The sequence below is a fragment of the Bacillus cereus group sp. BfR-BA-01356 genome (genome assembly GCF_022663635.1).
In the GTDB taxonomy this organism is placed as follows: domain Bacteria; phylum Bacillota; class Bacilli; order Bacillales; family Bacillaceae_G; genus Bacillus_A; species Bacillus_A cereus.
Genome location: NZ_JAKUFX010000043.1, coordinates 1 through 20,719 on the forward strand (window position 1 = coordinate 1; position 20,719 = coordinate 20,719).

The following is a 20,719-nucleotide window of genomic DNA, read 5'->3' on the forward strand; positions in this document are numbered from 1 at the left end:
CTTAAATGTTTCATCATATGTTCTTCTAATTTTCCCCATAAAAAAATCCCCCTTATAGTAGACAGGATATAAAGCTTTCTTTTTTCTGTCTACTATAGGGGGAGCATATCACTTTAATGAGGGCTTATTTCATATTTACTTCCCAAACCGTTTGCGATATCCACATTTCCTGCAAAGTTCTTCAACCGCAACTCTTTTCGAAAATCCATCGACAATGTTTGTTGCTCTTTCACCTTCAATAATGTTAGAAAATGAATCATTATTAATATTCCCAAGGTTAATAATCCCTTCACCATCTAAACAACAAGGAATAACTGTTCCATTCGCTAAAATACCCGCTTGATTACGAAGTCCATGACAGAATCCTTTCCCATCATCCTCTTCCTCATGTAATGCTGGCCACTGGAATTCATAGTCTTGATTAATAAAGACACGTTCTGCAATTTTTATACCTTTTCCTGGTGTAAGCTTCTCTTCAATTTGATAAGATAGATCAAATTCATTTTCAATTATAGATAATAACTCTCTATTTTTCTGGATTTCAGCATTTGTTTTATTATCCTGAGTTAAATTCCATAACCTTAACGATACAATTAAATCTGATTGACTTGTCGCTTCCCTAATGAAGGAAAGTATACTCCTTACATAGCCCTCTTTATCTTGCGAACCTGGATGTCCATCAAAACTATGCAGTGAAAAATTCATTTGTCTTAACGCAGGCTTATTTAACAGCCTATGTCTTCTCTTATTAATTAACGTTCCGTTCGTTGTAATATTAACTTTAAACCCTTTTTCATGACTTAAGTCTAATAGTTGATCTATTTTCGGATGGAGCAACGGCTCACCCTTCACGTGCAAATAAATGTAGTCTGTGTGAGGTTTAATTTGGTCTAATCTTTTAGCAAAATCCTCCACAGAAATGAATTGCTTCTGCCTTTCCGTCGGCGGACAAAAGCTACACGCAAGATTACATACACTCGTAATCTCCAAGTAAAACTTCTTAAACTTCTTCACCTTTAATTCCTCACTTCTCTAACTACTTATACTTTTTCCTCTTCATATTACAGCATATTTTTATGGAAATAGAAACATACTTATTTTAGGAAATCTACATACCATCTAATAATATTTAAAAGACCATCGGTAATTTTTGTCCAATGGTCTTTTTATCCTTTTATATACAAAGAATAAATTTATTTATGATACGGTTCATCGTAACTATTCTAAATAAGGTTATTTTTTATTATTTTCATAATTAAATTTAACAAAAAAGGTAGTGCCTTCCGATCCTGTTTGAATTTCTATTTTTGCATTATGGCGGGCAGCGATGGCATAACATACACCTAACCCCAATCCAGTTCCATTATCTTTGGTCGTGTAAAACGGCGTACCCAGTTTCTCTAATACTTCAGGCCTGATACCTTTTCCTTGATCCCGCACTGCAAGCACCACACAATTTTGACCTTCCTTGTAAGTGCTAATGGTTAGAACTTTCCCTGTATTCATCGCTTCTAAGCCATTACGATATAGATTCATTAATAATTGCCGTATCTCATTACGATTTAAAAGTAATTCTGGAATGTCATTTGTATCGACTTGAATATATTTATTTTGATTGTACGTATCAATCTTTATTAAAGGAATAATATCGCGGATAATTGAATTTAAATCTAACATCTGCAAATCCAATTTCCTTGTATTACCCATTGAGAGAAATTCAGTAATAATAGAATTGGCACGGTTAAGTTCTTCAATCATTAAATAAAAGTACTTATTATGTTTCTCATAGGTATTCTCTTCTTTTAATAACTGTAAAAATCCCAGTACTGTTGTCATTGGATTTCTAATTTCATGGCTGATACCTGCTGCCATTTGCCCTATTAAATCTATATTGGATAATCTTTTCAATTCCTGTTCATATTTCTTTTTTTCCGTTATGTTTTTAAAAATACAACAAATACCATCATCATATGGGTATGCAATAACTTCGTGCCAATATTCATCTGCAGTAGAAAGAAATTCGAAATGAACTGTAGTTCGCTCTGACATCGCACGATGAAATTCCTTATACATAACTGTGTCAATTTCACTCGGGAAAACATTCCATATATTCTTTCCTAATACATCTTTTGCTGTTTTTCTTTGCGGAAAATATTGGTACTTATTTACGTACGTAAATTCCCATTTATTATTTAAAATAAAAAATCCATCCGTAATACATTCAATCACACTTGTAACTTTTTCATTAGCAGCAGCTAACTCTCTCGTTCGCTCTTCCACTATGCTCTCTAGTTGATCCATATACAACAAATTCGAAAACGTAGGGGCTGTGGCATCAACGATAGATTTTGCTAGTTGAAGTTGGGAATCATCATAATTGTGAGCTTTTCCTTCTTTGCCAACGACGATTACCCCTAATACTTCTCCCATTGAAACCAATGGAATCATCAATAGACCCTTACTATCTATATTTTTTGTTTGAATAACCTCTTGGATCTTGGCTTCATAGCTTTTCTCTGTCCAATCCGCTTCTGTCCAATGACAGTCCTTACTTAATTTCGTTGTTTTAATTGTTGTTTTATCTAGCGGATCTAGAAGATGAGCAGTCATATTTTTACTCTCTAAAATCTGTTCTAGGTAAAAAAAGCATTTATCAAAACTCTCCTGTATCGAGGAACACATCGATAAATCACGTGTAACATTTAGTAACAGTTGTTTCTCAGCAATAAGGTTTTCCTTTTGTTTTAAATTATTTGCGTTTTGAATTGCAACCGCAGCCATATTTACATAAGCTTCAACACTTTGAATTTCTGAATCTGTTAAGTTCATCGGAATTCCATAATCAAATAAAAAAACTAGACCAAATAACTCTTGCCCAAATGAGATAGGCAGAGCTAATAAGGACTTAATTTTGAATGCATTAACCGGTCTCGGATCTGGTCGATGATCCTTTGAGGTATCAGGAATATAGATGGTTCTTTTCGTTTCAATAACTTCTTTTGCCAGTAAGTCTATTTCAGGATCAATTACTTGAGTATCGAGCGTTACACCATTTATAGTCTCTGGTTTTCCTGCAAACCCTCTAAATGTTCCATCTTCCTGGGGTAAATAAATTCCAACAGCATCGCACCTAACAATCTCCTCTGATATCGCCATTGTCACACGCTGCAATACGTCACGTAGTTCTAATTTCGTATTTATTATTTTTGTTATATTCGCGAGCCTAGAATATCTCGTCTGATCACTTACCATTCACATAGCCTCCAGTTATAGGCATAATAAAATAAATATGATAATATCAGTGTTTTATATAGAATACATTACTTATGATACGGTTCCCCACGATTAATCCGAAACGCTCTATACACTTGCTCAAGCAACACTAATCGCATTAATTGGTGTGGTAATGTCATCTTTGAAAAAGAAAGTGATTCATTTGAACGCTTCATCACTTCTGAGCTTAGTCCAAGTGATCCACCAATTACAAATGCGACTTTACTCTTTCCGTATGTAGCAAGGCGATCTAGACTTATCGCGAATTCTTCTGATGACTTTTGCTTTCCTTCTATAGCTAATGCAATCACATGCGTGTCATCAGAAATTTTATCCAGTATACGTATACCTTCTTTTTCCTTTACAATTAACATTTCTGCTTCACTTAAATTTTCTGGCGCCTTTTCATCAGGCAATTCAATTACTTCTACTTTTGCGTATGCAGATAATCGTTTTAAGTATTCTGCTATACCTTGTTTTAAATATTTTTCTTTTAATTTCCCAATTGAAATAATCGAGATATTCACACGTATCCTCCACCTTACAAACATGTTATCCACAAAACTTATCCACATATTCACAAATACTACCCACATATTGTGTGAGAATCTGTGTTCGATACAACATATGTCGCCTCATTTTGACAAAATTCACATGTTTTTTTCTCTTTTTCCGAGTTATCCACATTGTTGATAACTGGCGCAACTTCACACTCATCCACAATAATATCTAACGCTAATTCAACATGCTCTAAACAACAAGGTAAATTCATTTTCTTCACCTCACTTTTCTACAATAGAAAACAGGAGGTAGGCCCTCCTGTTTTTAATACTTTTGAATGCCTAATTTCACTGTTGTTGTTACTCTTTTTGTGCCACGATAAAACGTAAGAGTCATTTTATCATTAATTTCCTTATCATATAAGGCCGTACGGAATCCAATAATATCGCGAATCGGTTTTCCATCTACCGCCACAATAACATCATGTTCTCTTAAACCAGCATCCGCACCTGGCGAAGGACTTTTCACATCCAAAATACAAACTCCCTCTGTTACAGTACCTGGTAAATGTAATGTTTTTGACCAATAATAGTTTGGAATTTCATTTAATGACCTAAGTTCAATCCCAACATATGGTCTTCTTACTTTTCCATACTTCTCAAGTTCATTCATAATCGGAACAGCTCTAGTCACCGGAATAGCAAGGCCGATTCCTTCTACTTCTTTTGCAGCAATTTTCATTGAATTAATACCAATTAATTGTCCTGCTGCATTTACAAGCGCACCGCCACTATTCCCCGGATTAATTGCTGCATCTGTTTGTAACACTTCTACTTGCCAATCATAATGTCCATCTTGATCTAAATCTACAGGGACAATACGTTCATTAGCTGAAATAATACCTTGTGTAACTGTTCCAGAAAATTGCAGTCCAAGTGGGTTTCCAATCGCAATAACTGGCTCTCCTCTGCGAACAGTATTAGAATCGCCAATTTCAATTATTTTTTTCACATGCTTTGCATCTATTTCTAATACAGCTAAGTCTGTGACTACATCGGTTCCTAATACTTTTCCAGGAACCTTCTTACCGTCACTTAGACTTACTTCAATACGATTCGCTCCAGCTACAACATGATTATTCGTTACAATATAAGCTTGACCATCTGTCTTTTTATAAATTACTCCTGATCCTGTACCGGCCTCTGAATCTGCCTCTGAAAAGTTATCTCGTTGAATGTTAATAACACCCACAACAGCTTCAGATGCACGATCAACAGCATCTACAAAGCTAATCTGTTTAATCCCTTGAGCTTCGGCCATATTACTTCCGCTTGCTTCAGCTTGCGGAAGCGTATCAGCAGAATTTGAAAATAAAGGCGCTCCAAACGCGAATAAAGAAGCTCCTACAATTGTTCCCGCTATACTAGAAAGAACTATACCTTTGTGCTTCTTTTTTCCTGCACGTTTCATACGATAATTTTCTTCATCAATAAAGGACATATTTGTTCACCTATCTTCCTGAAAACAACTATATTCACCTTTATTGTTTACTAAAATGAAGAATTATACGTATTGAATTTTTGTAGGCATTTTTGGATCTGTATCGTGAATTTCAAAGGATTCACCCACTCCAAATCCTTTTTCCTCTAGTACTTGTGATACTGACATACGCGCTAGTTCTTTCATGTTATTATCTAAGCTTAAATGGGCTAAATAAATATGCTTTGTCTCATCTGTAATTACATCTGCCATCGCTAATGCAGCATCCTCATTACAAACATGCCCAACGTCACTTAAAATACGTCGTTTAATGCTCCATGGATAACGTCCCATACGAAGCATTTCTACATCATGATTACTTTCAAATACGAAAGCATTAGCTCCCTTAATAACGCCTTTCATACGGTCACTTACGTATCCCGTATCTGTAATAAGCGCTAACTTCCTATTATTGTTATGGAAAGCATAAAACATCGGTTCTGCCGCATCATGAGAAACTCCAAATGACTCGACTTCAATATCACCAAAGGTTTTCACATCACCAACTGAGAAAATAAACTTTTGTTCAGTTGGGATATTTCCTATTAAATGTTCCATTGCATTCCATGTTTTCTCATTCGCATAAACAGGTAAATCATATTTACGTGCCAGTACACCTAATCCTTTAATATGATCACTATGCTCATGCGTTACAAGAATACCTGATACATCATTTATATTCAGTTCTGCTTGTTTAAATAAAGCCTCTGTTGCTTTACCACTTAAACCTGCGTCGACTAGTAATTTTTTTTCATCGGTTCCTACGTATAGCATATTTCCTGTACTTCCACTTGCAAGTACGCTAAAATGCAACCCCATTCTTTCTCACTCCAGTATGTTCATCAACCACTTGATTTTCCTTTTCTCCTAATTCCATAACTTGTCCTTCAATTGCATTCACAAAGAAGTCCTGCTTCTGCTCCGTTTTCAAATTCCACGTTGGAGCCAGTACTTGGTTATTAGAAGTAGATGCGGTAAGAGTGGCATAACCAATTTGCGCTTCTTTAACATGCGTATTTCCATGAATTTTATTTTTTAAATACAAATTTTCTAAAGCTGTTTGAGCCGTAATAATTTCTTGCTCTTTCGTTTTTTCACCTTCGCCCATTTCTTTTAAATCAGTTAGCATTGTCTGCGTATATGAAACAAGTTCATTTTTTTCATTTAATTCCACAACAATCATCGCCTGATTATTATAGAAAATAGGCTTATCTTTATATTTTTGGAAGAAATAAATTTTAGAGTCTTTCACCGCTCCAAATTCATACTTTTGTCCATCCAATACATAGTTCTTCAAAAATTCATTATACTTATCTTTTGATAATGATTTCGTATTTAAAAAAGGCTCTTTTAGCTTACTTTCTATCTTGTACATATTTTGTATATGCACTGTTTGATTTTTCAAAGACTGTATATCTTCTTCTTTAAAAGCTTTATTTTCCGCTCTAATAAATGACTCTTTTTTCGGTTCTTTAGGGATATTTCCCATCGTAATTTTGTTTGCTTTTAATTCTTGATCTATCTTTGTTTCTGCAATAAGCTCCAATTGATTACTATCTTGCTTTTGAATGAATTGGAAAATGAGAAAGAGGTCCAAAACAAAAAAGGTCACAATAAATATGGTTTTAATCCGATCCCAATCCATTTAGTCCTCCCTCACTCCACTCATAGATTTTCTGTTTACCTGTTTCATCTTCAACAAGCTTTACATACCAAATTGGTTGTAATCGAACTACTTGTCCATCTAGTGATAACTTGTATCCAATACCAATATCCTTAATTACTTGTTTCTTTATCTCTGGATTATTTTCTAGAGATGCTATTACAACATGCCCTGACGGAAGAGTAACCTTCTGTTCTATACCTTTAGTATTTAAAGACAGCAACGGTCTTTCATATTCCATTACTTCTTCTGATCCCCATATTTGTCTCAATTCAGCTAATCCATCTTCATTGAATACTGAATATCCATCTTCATTTAAACGAAATACTGTCTCTCCTTTATTCATATAGTCCAAACGATATGAATCCAAACTTCCACTGTGACCACTTACGAATTCAAAGCTTTTTTGTAAAAGCATTAAATTATCTATCGTTTTCTCAGTTAAGACAGAAGAGTTTTTATACTTTAGCATGTGACGATCGTTTTCAATTTCCATGGATCTAATACCATCTGTAAATGTTTCTTTCGACATCTCGGTAATCGGACTTAAATAACGAGGATCACTAAACAGAGCATTCTTAAACGTATCAACTGCTAAATTAGATGAAATATATGTTATATTGTTTAACTCTGTCGTTCCATCTGGTAAAAATAACTTTTTCATATCATTAAGTTGATAATCAAAATAAGGCTTTGCTGATACTATAAATTGATTTTGGGCATTTACAATATCTTTTAAATACACGCCACTTAATTTTGCCTCGTATATTTTAAAGTTATCACCATCAGAAACAAAGTTAATTTTAATTTCTTGATCCTTACTTCGAGAAGGATCGAGGAGAATACGATTAAAATGTTTAGGCTTATCTGTACTCTTCTCTTTCATGTTAAACATGGATTTTACTGCATCAAATGGGATATCGGTAGGGAAAACAAGTTCAACTTTCCCTTCACCATGCACATATGAAAGGAAATCACCCTTAGTGATTGATATCTCTTTAAAATCATGTAGTTCCCCTACTTCCAGAGGCTTATAGATTGATTCTATATCTGCCTCTCTTCTGCTCCCATAATGATTTTTATCTTTATGCACGATGATAGAAGTAGGACGGACAACATCGGAAATTTTAGTTTGGTTCATTCCTTCATTTCCCTGCACAAATTTCGCGTTTTGCATGGATGTAGAGTCTGGCACATACGTCCATAGGTTAAAAGTAAGAAATAGGCTAATTACAACTAGGTTAATTAAAACTATTGTTTTAAAGTTTTCCATACTCATTCCCAATCGTCCTCTTCATCTGCTGCCATTGGTAACGTGAAATAAATAGTTGTCCCTTTTCCTTCTTCACTCTTCGCCCAAATAGAGCCACCATGTGCCTCAATCATTTCTTTTGCAATTGCTAATCCAAGCCCAGTACCACCCATTTGTCTTGAACGAGCTTTATCTACGCGATAAAAACGTTCAAAGATTTTATCAACGTTTTCTTTTGGAATACCCATTCCTTGGTCACTTACACTAATTTCTAATAAATCACCGCGATCACGTAAACGATATGTTACTGTTCCACCTTCTGGTGAATACTTTAATGCGTTAGAAATAATGTTATACAGCACTTGAGTAATTTTGTCAGTATCCATATCAATAAATCTAGATTTCTTAGAGAAAGATCGTTTGAAACTTACATTTTGCTCTTTAGACATTTCAAAGCGATCAATAATATTATTAAAGAAATCAGTAAAGTCGACCCATTCTTTCATTAAACGATGCTCTGTACTATCAAGTTTAGATAGCTGTAACAACGCATTTACAAGTCTAATCATTCTTTCTGTTTCTTCTTGTGTAACCGTTAAAAATTGTGGTGCAATATTTGGATCCTGCCATGCTCCATCTGTAAGTGCCTCTAAATAACTGCGCATCGTCGTTAATGGCGTCCTTAATTCATGAGAGACATTCGCTACAAACTCACGGCGTTCCCGTTCTATACGCTCCTGCTCTGTTACATCATATAGTACAGCAATTAAGCCATTTGCCTTCCCTGTTTCTTTTTGAATAACAGAGAAACTAGCACGTAAAATATATGGTTCGTTTCTCGTACTAAAATCTAATAAAACAGAATCTGGCTCTTCATATAAATGATCGAGCGTAAATTCTTCCTGTATTCCTAATACCTCTAAAACAGATTGATCGAGCGCTGTTTCACGAGAAACATTTAACATCTTTTCCGCAGGATCATTTAGTAAAATAATATCCCCTTTTCGGTCAGTAGCAATTACTCCATCTGTCATATGTGATAAAACAGATGATAATTTACGCCTTTCACTTTCTGTAGAAGAACGAGCTTGTTGTAATTTTTTCGATAAATTATTGAAGGATAATGCCAGTTGTCCAATTTCATCATGGCTATGCACTTTTACTTTTCTCGAATAATTTCCTTTTGCCATTTCGATTGCTTGTCTCCGCATATCTGAAATTGGTCTTGTAATTGTTTGAGCCAATAAAATCCCAAGTACGGCCGTTACTAATAAAGCAATTACTGTTCCCGTAGCAAAAATTTGATTTATATCCTTCATTTGTTTATATACATCTTCCATAGATGCCACAATGTAAATAACACCAAGCGCATCCTTACCGTTATCATCTAGAATCGGAGTAAGCATAACTTGAACACGATGACCTGTACTACCATCCTTCTCAATTTTCACTTCCGGCTTTTTTTGTACTAACACTCGCTGAACAGCTATATCAGTTGATGTTCGATTCACCTTATTCTGCTTTGATTCATCTGAAATAGCCAGTAACTTTCTGTGCGAATCAAATACACTTACCTCTTGTATAACTTTCTTCTGATCAGAGGCAAATTTTCGAATTGAAGTTTTAATCGTTTCATCTGTTGACTCTGTTTCTGCTTTTGTATAACTTTTTTTAAACTCTTGCTTCAAATTATATGATAATAAGTTTGTTTGCTGCGTTAAAGAATCCCTAAAACCTTGTACTAAGCTCTTCTCTAATTCCCTTACGAAATATACTCCAATAACTTGCATCGCTATTAATATTAATAGCATATATATAAGCACAAATTTTAAATGAATAGATTGAAAAAAACCAACTTTCTTCATATACTATTCCTGCTCTGGGTCACGCAAGTAATACCCTACTCCACGTCTAGTTACAATTAAAGTAGGATGGCTTGGATTATCTTCAATTTTTTCACGCAAACGACGTACTGTAACGTCTACTGTGCGCACATCTCCAAAATAGTCATAACCCCAAACTGTTTGTAATAAATGTTCGCGTGTCATAACTTGTCCTAAATGTTTCGCTAAATAATGTAGCAACTCAAATTCACGATGTGTAAGCTCGATATTTTCCTCACGCTTCGTTACACTATATGCATTTGGATTAATCACAATTGGTCCAATAACCATTTCTGTATTTTCTTCTTTTTCCGCAGCACCACCTTGTTGATGGCGGCGTAAATTCGCCTTCACACGAGCAAGTAATTCCCTTGTACTAAATGGCTTCGTTACATAATCATCTGCCCCAAGCTCAAGCCCTAATACTTTATCAATCTCAGAGTCCTTTGCTGTAAGCATAATAATCGGCATTTCTGAGCTTTTACGTATTTCACGGCAAACCTCTAAGCCATCTTTACCTGGTAGCATAATATCTAATAAAACCATATCTGGTTGCTCTTCATTAGCCTTTTCAATTGCTTCATCACCATCATGCGCCATTACTATTTCAAAACCTTCTTTTTCTAGGTTAAACTTCAAAATATCTGCAATCGGCTTTTCATCATCAACTACTAAAATTTTCTTTCCCATCATCGTCTATTTCCTCCTTATAAAAATATGGTCAATAATCCCTAAACATATTGATGTTTACATAGTATGTCCTATATGACCGCATCCTTTGTTTAAGTATTTTCTCCTCTATTCTCATAGACTCATGTATGATCCACTTTTACACGGCATCCTATACGATCTATAGAAAAACCTCTAGCTTCAACTGCTAGAGGCTCCTCGTTCTATTTTAAAATAACTACTCAGTTTTGTAAAATTACATAAATAAAAAGGATATTAAGTGGGCCCACTTAATATCCTGAGAGTGGCTCGGGACGGAATCGAACCGCCGACACGAGGATTTTCAGTCCTTTGCTCTACCGACTGAGCTACCGAGCCAAAACTATATATAAAACCACTAATGGTGGTATAAACAAAAGTGGCGGTCCCGACCGGGGTCGAACCGGCGATCTCCTGCGTGACAGGCAGGCATGTTAACCACTACACCACGGGACCAAAAATAAGCAAAAAAAAACATGACCCGTACGGGATTCGAACCCGTGTTACCGCCGTGAAAGGGCGGTGTCTTAACCACTTGACCAACGGGCCACGAAAAATAAAATGGTGAGCCATGAAGGACTCGAACCTTCGACCCTCTGATTAAAAGTCAGATGCTCTACCAACTGAGCTAATGGCTCATACTCACCAACGTCATATTTTCATGACGACAAGATGTATCATAACATGTATTGTGTATTTATTGCAATACTTTTTTTGTTTTTTTATAAAAGAATAAGAAAAAACTCATGCAGACATGAGTTTTTTCTAAAAAATGTTAATTAAGCTTCGTATACGTTACGAACAATATTTGTTTGGTTACGATCTGGTCCAACTGAGAACATAGATATTTGAATTCCTGTTAACTCAGAAACACGTTCTACGTATTTTCGTGCATTTTCAGGAAGTTCATCTAATGATTTTACACCAGTAATATCTTCTTCCCAACCTGGAAGCTCTTCATATACAGGCTCACATTTCGCTAAAATGTTTAAGTTAGCTGGAACTTCATCAATAACTTCGCCATTGTATTTGTAAGCTACACAAATTTTAAGAGTTGGAATACCTGTTAAAACGTCGATAGAATTTAATGATAGATCCGTTAAACCACTAACACGACGTGCATGTCTTACAACAACGCTATCGAACCAACCTACGCGGCGTGGACGACCAGTTGTCGTTCCATACTCGCGACCAACTTCACGAATTTGATGACCAATTTCATCATGAAGCTCAGTAGGGAATGGACCATCACCAACGCGGCTTGTATATGCTTTACATACACCTACAACGCGAGTAACTTTCGCAGGACCAACTCCAGTTCCAACTGTTACACCGCCAGCAATTGGGTTAGAAGATGTAACGAACGGGTACGTACCGTGGTCAATATCAAGCATAACACCTTGCGCACCTTCAAATAATACACGGTGATTATTATCTAATGCATCATTTAATACAACAGACGTATCACATACATATTGCGCGATTTGTTGCCCGTACTCGAAGTACTCTTCAAAAATTTCTTCTACAGTGAAACCTTCTGTATCGTACATTTTTTCAAATAAACGATTTTTTTCTACTAAATTGCGCTCAAGCTTCTCTTTAAATGCTTCACGGTCTAAAAGATCAGCCATACGAATACCAATACGAGCAGCTTTATCCATATATGCAGGACCGATACCTTTTTTCGTTGTACCGATTTTGTTATCACCTTTACTTGCTTCTTCTAACTCATCTTGTTTTAAGTGGTAAGGTAAAATAACATGTGCACGGTTACTTACACGTAAATTATCAGTACTTACACCACGATCGTGTAAGTATTTTAACTCTTCAAGTAATGCTTTTGGATCTACTACTAATCCGTTTCCGATTACACAAATTTTCTCTTTATAGAAAATACCAGATGGAATTAAGTGTAATTTATATTTAACTCCGCCGAAAACAATTGTATGTCCCGCGTTATTTCCACCTTGATATCTTGCAACTACTTCCGCATGCTCAGAAAGAAAATCAGTGATTTTACCTTTTCCTTCGTCGCCCCATTGTGTTCCTACAACTACTACTGAAGACATTATTAAAGCACCTCCGCAATTTTCAAACGATCTATTCAAACAATATAATTGTACCAAAACCGAAAGAGAAGTCAACCGAAAAGCGAACATTTTTTCACAAAAAAACATTTTCGTTCGTAAGAATTATATATTTAACTTATGAAAGCCTTATCTTTCTTATAAAAAAAAAGAAACACATCTTATTATAAGAAATGTGTTTCTTTTTTATACTGCCTTTATGCTGGTGGAGCATGTCCATCCTCAAAACGACGTTCTAAGTTAACGAACTTATTGAACTCTTTGACGAATGCAAGTTCCACTGAACCTACTGGACCGTTACGTTGTTTTGCAATAATAATTTCAATTGTATTTTTGTTTTCCGTTTCTCGATCATAGTAGTCTTCACGATATAGGAAAGCTACAATATCAGCATCCTGCTCAATACTTCCAGATTCACGAATATCAGACATCATCGGGCGTTTATCTTGACGAGATTCTACACCACGAGATAACTGTGATAAAGCAATAACAGGCACTTGCAATTCACGCGCAATCCCTTTTAAGGTACGAGAAATCTCAGATACTTCCTGCTGACGGTTCTCACCTGATTTCCCACTTCCTTGAATAAGCTGCAAATAGTCAATCAAAATCATACCAAGACCTTGTTCTTGCTTTAATCTACGACATTTTGCTCGAATCTCATTTACTTTAATACCTGGCGTATCATCAATATATATACCAGCATTTGAGAGACTCCCCATTGCCATTGTTAATTTTGCCCAATCATCGGAAGTTAATGAACCAGTACGAAGTCTTTGTGCATCAATATTCCCTTCTGCACAAAGCATACGCATAACAAGCTGATCAGCACCCATCTCCAAACTAAAAATCGCTACATTTTCATCCGTTTTCGTCGCTACGTTTTGTGCAATATTTAATGAAAATGCCGTTTTCCCTACTGATGGACGTGCTGCCACGATAATTAAATCATTTCGTTGGAAACCTGCTGTCATCTTATCTAATTCAGTAAACCCAGTTGGTATCCCAGTAACTTCACCCTTTTGATTATGCAAAAGTTCAATTTTGTCATAAGCATCTACAAGAACATCTTTAATGTTTTGGAATGCTTTTGCATTCGTTTGATGGGATACTTCTAATATTTTTTTCTCAGCCTCGTTTAAAAGACCATCCACATCATCTTCTCTCTCGTATCCATCCGATACAATATGAGTCGCCGTGCGAATTAAACGACGTAAAAGCGCCTTTTCAGCGATGATGCGTGCGTAATATTCTACGTTAGCTGCAGTTGGCACAACTTCTGCTAACTCTGCTAAGTAAGAAACCCCACCAACCTCTTCTAGTAATCCTTGATCAGCCATTGCTGATGTCATCATTACTAAGTCAATCGGCTCTCCCTTATCAGATAGCCCAAGCATGACTTCAAAAATCTTTTGATGTTTCGTTCGATAGAACGAATCAGGTACCAATAACTCTGATGCTGAAGTTAACGCATCTTGATCAATCAATATGGCCCCTAAAACCGCCTGCTCAGCCTCTATATTATGCGGAGGGGTACGATCAGCAAGTACATCACTCATACGCAATCCTCCTTGCTTAATTTATTTTTATTGTTCACTAACATGAACTTTTACTGTTGCTGTTACTTGTGGATGCAATTTCACAGTAACGTTTGTATAACCTAACGCGCGGATTGCATCGTCCATTTCAAATTTACGTTTATCAAGTTTAATCTTGTGTGATTTTTGCATTGCATCTACGATTTGTTTGCTTGTGATAGAACCAAATAAACGGCCACCTTCTCCAGATTTCGCCTTTAATTCTACAGTTAATTTCTCTAAAGTCTCTTTTAACTCTTTTGCATTTTCAAGCTCTGCTGCTGCATCTTTTTCTTCTTTACGCTTTTGAGCTTCTAAAGTTTTCATACTGCTATTTGTTGCTTCAGCAGCTAATCCTTGTTTCAGTAAGAAGTTATTTGCATAGCCATCTGGTACGTTTTTTACTTCTCCTTTTTTACCTTTACCTTTTACGTCTTTTAGAAAAATTACTTTCATGATTGTGTGCCTCCCTGTAAATAGTCATCAATAACAAATCGAAGCTTCTCCTCAGCTTCATCTACTGTAACATTTTTCATCTGTGTGGCTGCATTCGTCAAATGCCCGCCACCGCCTAAGTTTTCCATAATTAGCTGCACATTCACTTCACCTAAAGACCTGCTGCTAATTCCAATGAGGTTCTCGCCACGTTTCGCAACAACAAATGATGCAATAATCCCTGTCATCGTTAATAACGTGTCTGCCGATTGCGCAATAAGCACTTGATCGTAGTAATCATCACTATCAACTTTAGCAATCGCAATTCCATTTTTATAAATGTACGCATTTTTTATAGCTTTTGCAACCCGTAAATACTGATCCATATCTTCCTTTAAAAGTTCTTGTACAAGTACAGTATCTGCACCATGTGAGCGTAAATAAGAAGCAGCATCAAATGTACGAGCCCCTGTCCGGAATGTGAAACTTTTCGTGTCGACAATAATACCCGCTAACAATGCCGTCGCTTCTAACATTGTCATCTTTAAATTTTTAGGTTGATACTCAAGTAATTCTGTAACCAATTCTGCTGTTGAAGAAGCATATGGTTCCATATAAACTAGCAATGGGTCTTCAATAAAATCTTCTCCACGGCGATGATGATCAATAACTACCACATTTTCAATTTTATGTAACAGTTTTTGCTCCATCACCATAGAAGGTTTATGCGTATCGACAACAACAAGTAACGACTCATCATTTGCAAATTCCATCGCTTGCTCTGGAGTAATAAAATGAGACCATAACTCCTCATTTTGTTTCACTTTGTCCATCAAACGCTTAATTCCTTTATCGGAATCATTTTCATCTAACACAATATATCCTTTACGCTCATTTAATTGAGCTACTTTTAAAATACCAATCGCAGCACCAATTGCGTCCATATCAGGAGCCCTATGCCCCATAATAATGACATTACTACTTTCTAATACTAAATCCTTTAACGCATGCGAAATGACCCTGGCGCGTACACGGGTACGTTTTTCAACCGGATTTGTCTTACCTCCATAGAACTTAACTTTACCTGTCGCTTGTTTAATAGCTACTTGGTCTCCCCCACGCCCAAGCGCAAGATCTAAACCAGATTGAGCCATTGCTCCAAGCTCTGATAAAGGTAAATCACCTGATCCGACACCCACACTTAATGTAAGTGGTATATTCCTTTTAGATGTTTCTTCACGCACCTGATCTAAAATGCTAAATTTCCCTTTCTCCATCTGCGTCAAAATACTTTCATTTAGCACAACGAAGAATCTTTCTGAAGATGCACGTTTTAAATAAGCACCATACTTAAGTGCCCATTCATTTAGTCGCGATGTCACAAGACTTGTTATATTCGTACGTAATTGATCATCTAATCCTTGTGTAACTTCATCATAATTATCCAAATAGATGACAGCTAAAACAGTCCTTTGATCCTCGTACATCTTTTCGATTTCTGTTTGTTCCGTTACATCAAAGAAATAAATTAACTTTTCTTCTTTCCTTACAAAAACGCGAAACTTTCGATTATTTAAAGAGACTATATCATCAGAAGTTTCTCCTTTAATGAAAAGAAGTAATGTTTCTGATACATCGTAAAGGTGCCATCCAGCTAATGCGTGCTGTCCCAGACATGAAGATAAATAAGGATTTGCCCAATCAATCCCATAATCCTTATTGTATAACAAAATACCAATCGGCATTTGGTTAAATGCTTCATTACTTACTTTCTTTACTCTTGTAATCATATCTGTCGTATGCTTTTCGAAATTCCTTTGAAAATTAAGTTCAAATCGTATAACGATAAAGAATACGATACAAAAAATGACAAAAGCAGCTATACCCATAATTAAATGAAAATAACAGAGAATTGAAATGAGCACAAACACAAAAAATGCCAATACATAAACAGGATATAAAAACCACTGTTTCTTATCAAATTCAGGCATGTATACAACTCCTATAAAGTAAAACTAACTTACCTTCCAGTTAGTTAAACAGATTAAAATAGTATAAGGAATATTATTTTATCCCCCTATTTTAGAACGCAATGAAATCCCTAAGTCAATTATACCTAAGATTGTCACAAGAGGAAACAGCATCGGAATAAACATGCATGCAATAAAACTAATAATAGGAACCCCTTTAGTAAAACCTTTTCTATACGCTAAAAAGGCGATAAATGTCAGACCTTGCAGTACAAGCAATAGTGCAAATATGACATTTAGGTTAGAAAATACCATATGTAAATATGATGTTGGTTCTACTTTTATAAAAGTTGCTAACAAAATAAATATAACGTAATACCAAATGATACTCTTTGGTAATTGTATATCTTTAAATTTAGGCCAAGATATAACTTCATGTTTTAACTTTTTCAAAACACTACCTGATATTATCACTGTAATCCAAGAAAAACATACTGAAACTAGCACAAGTATACTTGGAAGTAACGATTGTAATATATCATTCATTTGTGCAAGTAACTCTTTTTGTTCCTTACTAATCGGCATACCTGTAGCACTTACTATCTTTTCGCTTTTCGCCATACTTTCACTAAACATACTTTGCATTTGCTTCATTATATCTATGTTGAAAAACTTTATACTCGCAACATAAATAAGTACAAAACCAATTAAGTATGCAAGCGTCCCCGCTATTAAGATTTCCACTGGCTTTTTTCTTGTTTTATACATATATCCTAAAACAATCCCTATCAATCCAAACATAATTGTCTTCACTAAATTCAGCGGTTGACTCACAATAATAGTAACAAAAAGTGCCGCTACAAAAATCACGAGCACATTAGATAGTTTATGTCTTATCATTAATAGTATAAATGGTAACGGCAACGCAAAAGTTACAACTGTACCCAAAATCGGAACATACATAGATATAAGCAATAAAATTGCATATATAGCTAATAATGCTGCACCTTCTGTAATAAACTTTGTTTGTTTCACATTTTAACCTCTCTTTCAAAAAGAAAAGCATAGCAAAATGCACAGTAGAGTCCCACTCTACTGTGCATTTCATACGCTATTATTCACCAACATATGGTAAAAGTGCCATTTGACGAGCACGTTTAATTGCAACTGTAAGTTTGCGTTGGTATTTTGCGCTTGTTCCTGTTACACGACGAGGTAAAATTTTACCACGCTCAGAAACGAAACGTTTTAATAAATCAACATCTTTATAGTCAATGCGAGTGATGCCGTTAGCTGTGAAGAAACACACCTTACGACGTTTCGCACGTCCACCTTTGCGTCCTGCCATGTCTATTTCCCTCCATTCTTTGTTAAAACTAACAAATTTACTGTATTAGAACGGTAAATCGTCGTCGGAAATGTCGATCGGTTGACCTACATTTGAAAATGGATCGTCATTCTTCGTAAATCCAGAATTACCTTGGTTACCTGAATTACTAGATTGACCAAATGGGTTAGAGCCTTGGTTACCGAAACCAGCTCCTGATGGTTGCTGATTAAATGAACCACGTTGCTCCCCACCGCCATTACGCGGCTCTAAAAATTGCACGCTTTCCGCAAGAACTTCTGTTACGTATACACGTTTACCATCTTGTCCCTCGTAATTACGAGTTTGAAGACGTCCATCTACGCCTGCTAAGCTACCTTTTTTCAAATAATTTGCTACGTTTTCTGCTTGTTTACGCCATATTACACAATTAATAAAGTCAGCTTCACGCTCACCTTGCTGATTGGCAAATGCGCGATTCACAGCTAACGTAAAAGTAGCTACTGCGACACCATTGGGCGTGTAACGTAAGTCAGGGTCCTTAGTTAAACGACCAACGAGGATAACACGATTCATCAATCGAACCACTCTCCCTTATATATCAATTATTTTTCTTCTTCTTTAACAACGATATGACGAAGGATGTCTTCGTTGATCTTAGCTAAACGGTCGAATTCGTTAATCGCTTCTGCGTTAGATTTCACGTTTAAGATCATGTAGAAACCTTCACGTAAGTCGTTGATTTCGTAAGCTAAACGACGCTTACCCCACTCTTTCGTGTTAATGATTTCTGCACCATTGTTTGTTAAAACACCTGCAAAACGTTCAACTAAAGCTTTTTGAGCTTCTTCTTCAACGCCAGGACGAATGATGTACATAATTTCGTACTTTCTCATTACACTTTCACCTCCTTTTGGTCTAAACGGCCCGTAATGGGCAAGGAGCAATTAATTTATAGTAATTACTCACGAGTTTAGATTATATCATAGTAAGTTATATGAATCAACTCACCAATACATAAAAAACTTGGCAAACATATAATATATTTGCCAAGCTCATATCTTTATTTTTCCTAGGAAATATTAAATTAAACGTTAAAACGGAAGTGCATAACATCTCCGTCTTTTACGATATATTCTTTTCCTTCTAAACGTACTTTTCCAGCTTCTTTTGCAGCTGTCATAGAACCGTTTGTCATTAAATCATCGTAAGAAACTGTTTCTGCACGAATAAATCCACGCTCAAAGTCTGTATGAATAACACCAGCACATTGTGGTGCCTTCATTCCTTGTTTAAATGTCCAAGCACGTACTTCTTGAACGCCAGCTGTAAAGTAAGTAGCAAGTCCTAATAGGTCATATGCTGCACGAATTAATTGATCTAAACCAGACTCTTCAATTCCTAATTCTTCAAGGAATACTTTTTTCTCTTCTTCGTCTAATTCAGCGATTTCTGATTCGATTTTTGCACATACAACGATTACTTGAGAATTTTCATTTGCTGCAAATTCTTTTACCATTTGTACGTATTTATTTTCCGAAGGATCGATAATATCGTCTTCACTTACATTCGCTACGTATAACATTTCTTTTGTTGTAAGTAAATGAAGGCCTTTAACAATCTTCATCTGCTCTTCTGTAAATTCAACAGTACGAGCTGGTTTTCCCTCTTCAAAAGCTTCTTTTAAACGAACTAAAATTTCATGCTCATATACCGCTTCTTTATCTTTTTGTCTTGCTAATTTCGCAACACGCTCGATACGCTTATCAACAGACTCTAAGTCCGCTAAAATTAGCTCTAAATTGATTGTTTCAATATCATCAATTGGATCTACTTTCCCTGAAACGTGCGTAATATTTTCGTCTTCAAAACAACGAACAACTTGGCAAATTGCATCTACTTGACGAATGTGAGATAAGAATTTATTTCCTAAACCTTCACCTTTACTAGCACCTTTTACGATACCTGCAATATCAGTAAACTCGAATACAGTCGGAACAGTCTTTTTCGGTTCTACTAATTCCGTTAATTTATTTAAACGCTCATCTGGTACTTCTACAATCCCTACGTTTGGATCAATTGTACAGAATGGATAGTTCGCAGATTCTGCTCCTGCTTGTGTAATTGCATTAAATAAAGTGGACTTCCCTACGTTAGGTAATCCAACAATCCCAGCCGTTAATCCCATATTTTTCACTCCTATGTCTCAATCTTTCATCATTATAGATAGTAACGAAAAAAATGACAAGTTTCCGCCAAACGAAAAAAAGTAACAGTTACCTACTGTAACTGTTACTCTCCCTCTATTCTTCGTGCTTCACAAGTATTTTTTTCACCTTACGATCAAACTCTCTTCGAGGAATCATTACTGAATGGTCACACCCCTCGCACTTAATGCGGATATCCATTCCCATACGAATAATTTTCCAACGATTCTCGCCACATGGATGGGCTTTCTTCATTTCCACAACATCATACAAGTTATATTCCTTTTGCTCCATTCT

Annotated in this window: 20 protein-coding genes and 4 tRNA genes; all 24 read right to left on the reverse strand. The window is 35.8% G+C overall.

Going from position 1 to position 20,719, the window contains the following annotated elements:
- Positions 1-135: 135 nt before the first annotated feature.
- Complete coding sequence (locus MR168_RS15935; RefSeq protein WP_000713633.1) at positions 136-1,014, reverse strand: radical SAM/SPASM domain-containing protein; 879 nt, start codon at positions 1,012-1,014, stop codon at positions 136-138.
- 219 nt (positions 1,015-1,233) lie between these two features.
- A complete protein-coding gene (locus MR168_RS15940) occupies positions 1,234-3,252 on the reverse strand; it encodes a GAF domain-containing sensor histidine kinase (RefSeq protein WP_000253117.1) in 2,019 nt (672 codons plus the stop codon).
- A 68-nt stretch (positions 3,253-3,320) separates the two neighbouring features.
- The gene (gene rlmH / locus MR168_RS15945; protein WP_001027000.1) at positions 3,321-3,800 is read right to left on the reverse strand and encodes a 23S rRNA (pseudouridine(1915)-N(3))-methyltransferase RlmH; all 480 of its coding nucleotides are present in this window, start codon (positions 3,798-3,800) and stop codon (positions 3,321-3,323) included.
- Between the two features lie 59 nt (positions 3,801-3,859).
- A complete protein-coding gene (locus MR168_RS15950; RefSeq protein ID WP_001052827.1) occupies positions 3,860-4,045 on the reverse strand; it encodes a CxxH/CxxC protein in 186 nt (61 codons plus the stop codon).
- A gap of 53 nt (positions 4,046-4,098) precedes the next feature.
- Positions 4,099-5,274, reverse strand: a complete 1,176-nt coding sequence (locus MR168_RS15955; protein WP_000008031.1) for a S1C family serine protease — start codon at positions 5,272-5,274, stop codon at positions 4,099-4,101.
- A gap of 63 nt (positions 5,275-5,337) precedes the next feature.
- On the reverse strand, positions 5,338-6,132 hold the full coding sequence (locus MR168_RS15960; protein WP_000522837.1) for an MBL fold metallo-hydrolase: 795 nt from the start codon (positions 6,130-6,132) through the stop codon (positions 5,338-5,340).
- The gene (locus MR168_RS15965; RefSeq protein WP_000383740.1) at positions 6,116-6,958 is read right to left on the reverse strand and encodes a two-component system regulatory protein YycI; all 843 of its coding nucleotides are present in this window, start codon (positions 6,956-6,958) and stop codon (positions 6,116-6,118) included. Before MR168_RS15965 ends, MR168_RS15960 begins: the two co-directional genes overlap by 17 nt.
- Positions 6,939-8,255 carry a YycH family regulatory protein gene (locus MR168_RS15970; protein WP_000061560.1) on the reverse strand — a complete coding sequence of 439 codons (1,317 nt, stop codon included), beginning with the start codon at positions 8,253-8,255 and terminating at the stop codon, positions 6,939-6,941. Before MR168_RS15970 ends, MR168_RS15965 begins: the two co-directional genes overlap by 20 nt.
- A complete protein-coding gene (walK, locus tag MR168_RS15975) occupies positions 8,252-10,093 on the reverse strand; it encodes a cell wall metabolism sensor histidine kinase WalK (protein WP_000755367.1) in 1,842 nt (613 codons plus the stop codon). The genes MR168_RS15970 and walK overlap by 4 nt, the downstream gene beginning before the upstream one ends.
- Positions 10,094-10,096: 3 nt before the next feature.
- Positions 10,097-10,804, reverse strand: a complete 708-nt coding sequence (walR, locus tag MR168_RS15980; RefSeq protein ID WP_000971865.1) for a cell wall metabolism DNA-binding response regulator WalR — start codon at positions 10,802-10,804, stop codon at positions 10,097-10,099.
- Between the two features lie 281 nt (positions 10,805-11,085).
- Positions 11,086-11,158, reverse strand: a tRNA-Phe gene (locus tag MR168_RS15985).
- Positions 11,159-11,199: 41 nt separating this feature from the next.
- Positions 11,200-11,275: transfer RNA gene (locus MR168_RS15990), tRNA-Asp, on the reverse strand.
- A 21-nt stretch (positions 11,276-11,296) separates the two neighbouring features.
- Positions 11,297-11,368 (reverse strand) — tRNA-Glu (locus MR168_RS15995).
- Positions 11,369-11,381: 13 nt separating this feature from the next.
- A tRNA-Lys gene (locus MR168_RS16000) sits at positions 11,382-11,457 on the reverse strand.
- Between the two features lie 141 nt (positions 11,458-11,598).
- Entirely contained in the window at positions 11,599-12,888 is a 1,290-nt protein-coding gene (locus MR168_RS16005; RefSeq protein ID WP_000100238.1) for an adenylosuccinate synthase, read from the reverse strand.
- Positions 12,889-13,103: 215 nt separating this feature from the next.
- Entirely contained in the window at positions 13,104-14,465 is a 1,362-nt protein-coding gene (gene dnaB / locus MR168_RS16010; protein ID WP_001286148.1) for a replicative DNA helicase, read from the reverse strand.
- A 27-nt stretch (positions 14,466-14,492) separates the two neighbouring features.
- Positions 14,493-14,939, reverse strand: a complete 447-nt coding sequence (rplI, locus tag MR168_RS16015; protein ID WP_000864228.1) for a 50S ribosomal protein L9 — start codon at positions 14,937-14,939, stop codon at positions 14,493-14,495.
- The gene (locus MR168_RS16020) at positions 14,936-16,909 is read right to left on the reverse strand and encodes a DHH family phosphoesterase (RefSeq protein ID WP_001113785.1); all 1,974 of its coding nucleotides are present in this window, start codon (positions 16,907-16,909) and stop codon (positions 14,936-14,938) included. The genes rplI and MR168_RS16020 overlap by 4 nt, the downstream gene beginning before the upstream one ends.
- 78 nt (positions 16,910-16,987) lie before the next feature.
- The gene (locus tag MR168_RS16025; protein ID WP_000814837.1) at positions 16,988-17,923 is read right to left on the reverse strand and encodes a YybS family protein; all 936 of its coding nucleotides are present in this window, start codon (positions 17,921-17,923) and stop codon (positions 16,988-16,990) included.
- 79 nt (positions 17,924-18,002) lie between these two features.
- Positions 18,003-18,236 carry a 30S ribosomal protein S18 gene (rpsR, locus tag MR168_RS16030; protein ID WP_000918873.1) on the reverse strand — a complete coding sequence of 78 codons (234 nt, stop codon included), beginning with the start codon at positions 18,234-18,236 and terminating at the stop codon, positions 18,003-18,005.
- A gap of 45 nt (positions 18,237-18,281) precedes the next feature.
- Positions 18,282-18,794 carry a single-stranded DNA-binding protein gene (ssb, locus tag MR168_RS16035; RefSeq protein ID WP_000981966.1) on the reverse strand — a complete coding sequence of 171 codons (513 nt, stop codon included), beginning with the start codon at positions 18,792-18,794 and terminating at the stop codon, positions 18,282-18,284.
- 26 nt (positions 18,795-18,820) lie between these two features.
- Positions 18,821-19,111: a 30S ribosomal protein S6 gene (gene rpsF, locus MR168_RS16040; protein ID WP_001233778.1), complete on the reverse strand. Its 291-nt coding sequence runs from the start codon at positions 19,109-19,111 to the stop codon at positions 18,821-18,823.
- A 191-nt stretch (positions 19,112-19,302) separates the two neighbouring features.
- A complete protein-coding gene (ychF, locus tag MR168_RS16045; protein WP_000524657.1) occupies positions 19,303-20,403 on the reverse strand; it encodes a redox-regulated ATPase YchF in 1,101 nt (366 codons plus the stop codon).
- A gap of 115 nt (positions 20,404-20,518) precedes the next feature.
- Positions 20,519-20,716 (reverse strand): DUF951 domain-containing protein, encoded by a 198-nt coding sequence (locus MR168_RS16050; protein ID WP_000435485.1) that lies wholly within the window; start codon positions 20,714-20,716, stop codon positions 20,519-20,521.
- Between the last annotated feature and the right edge of the window lie 3 nt (positions 20,717-20,719).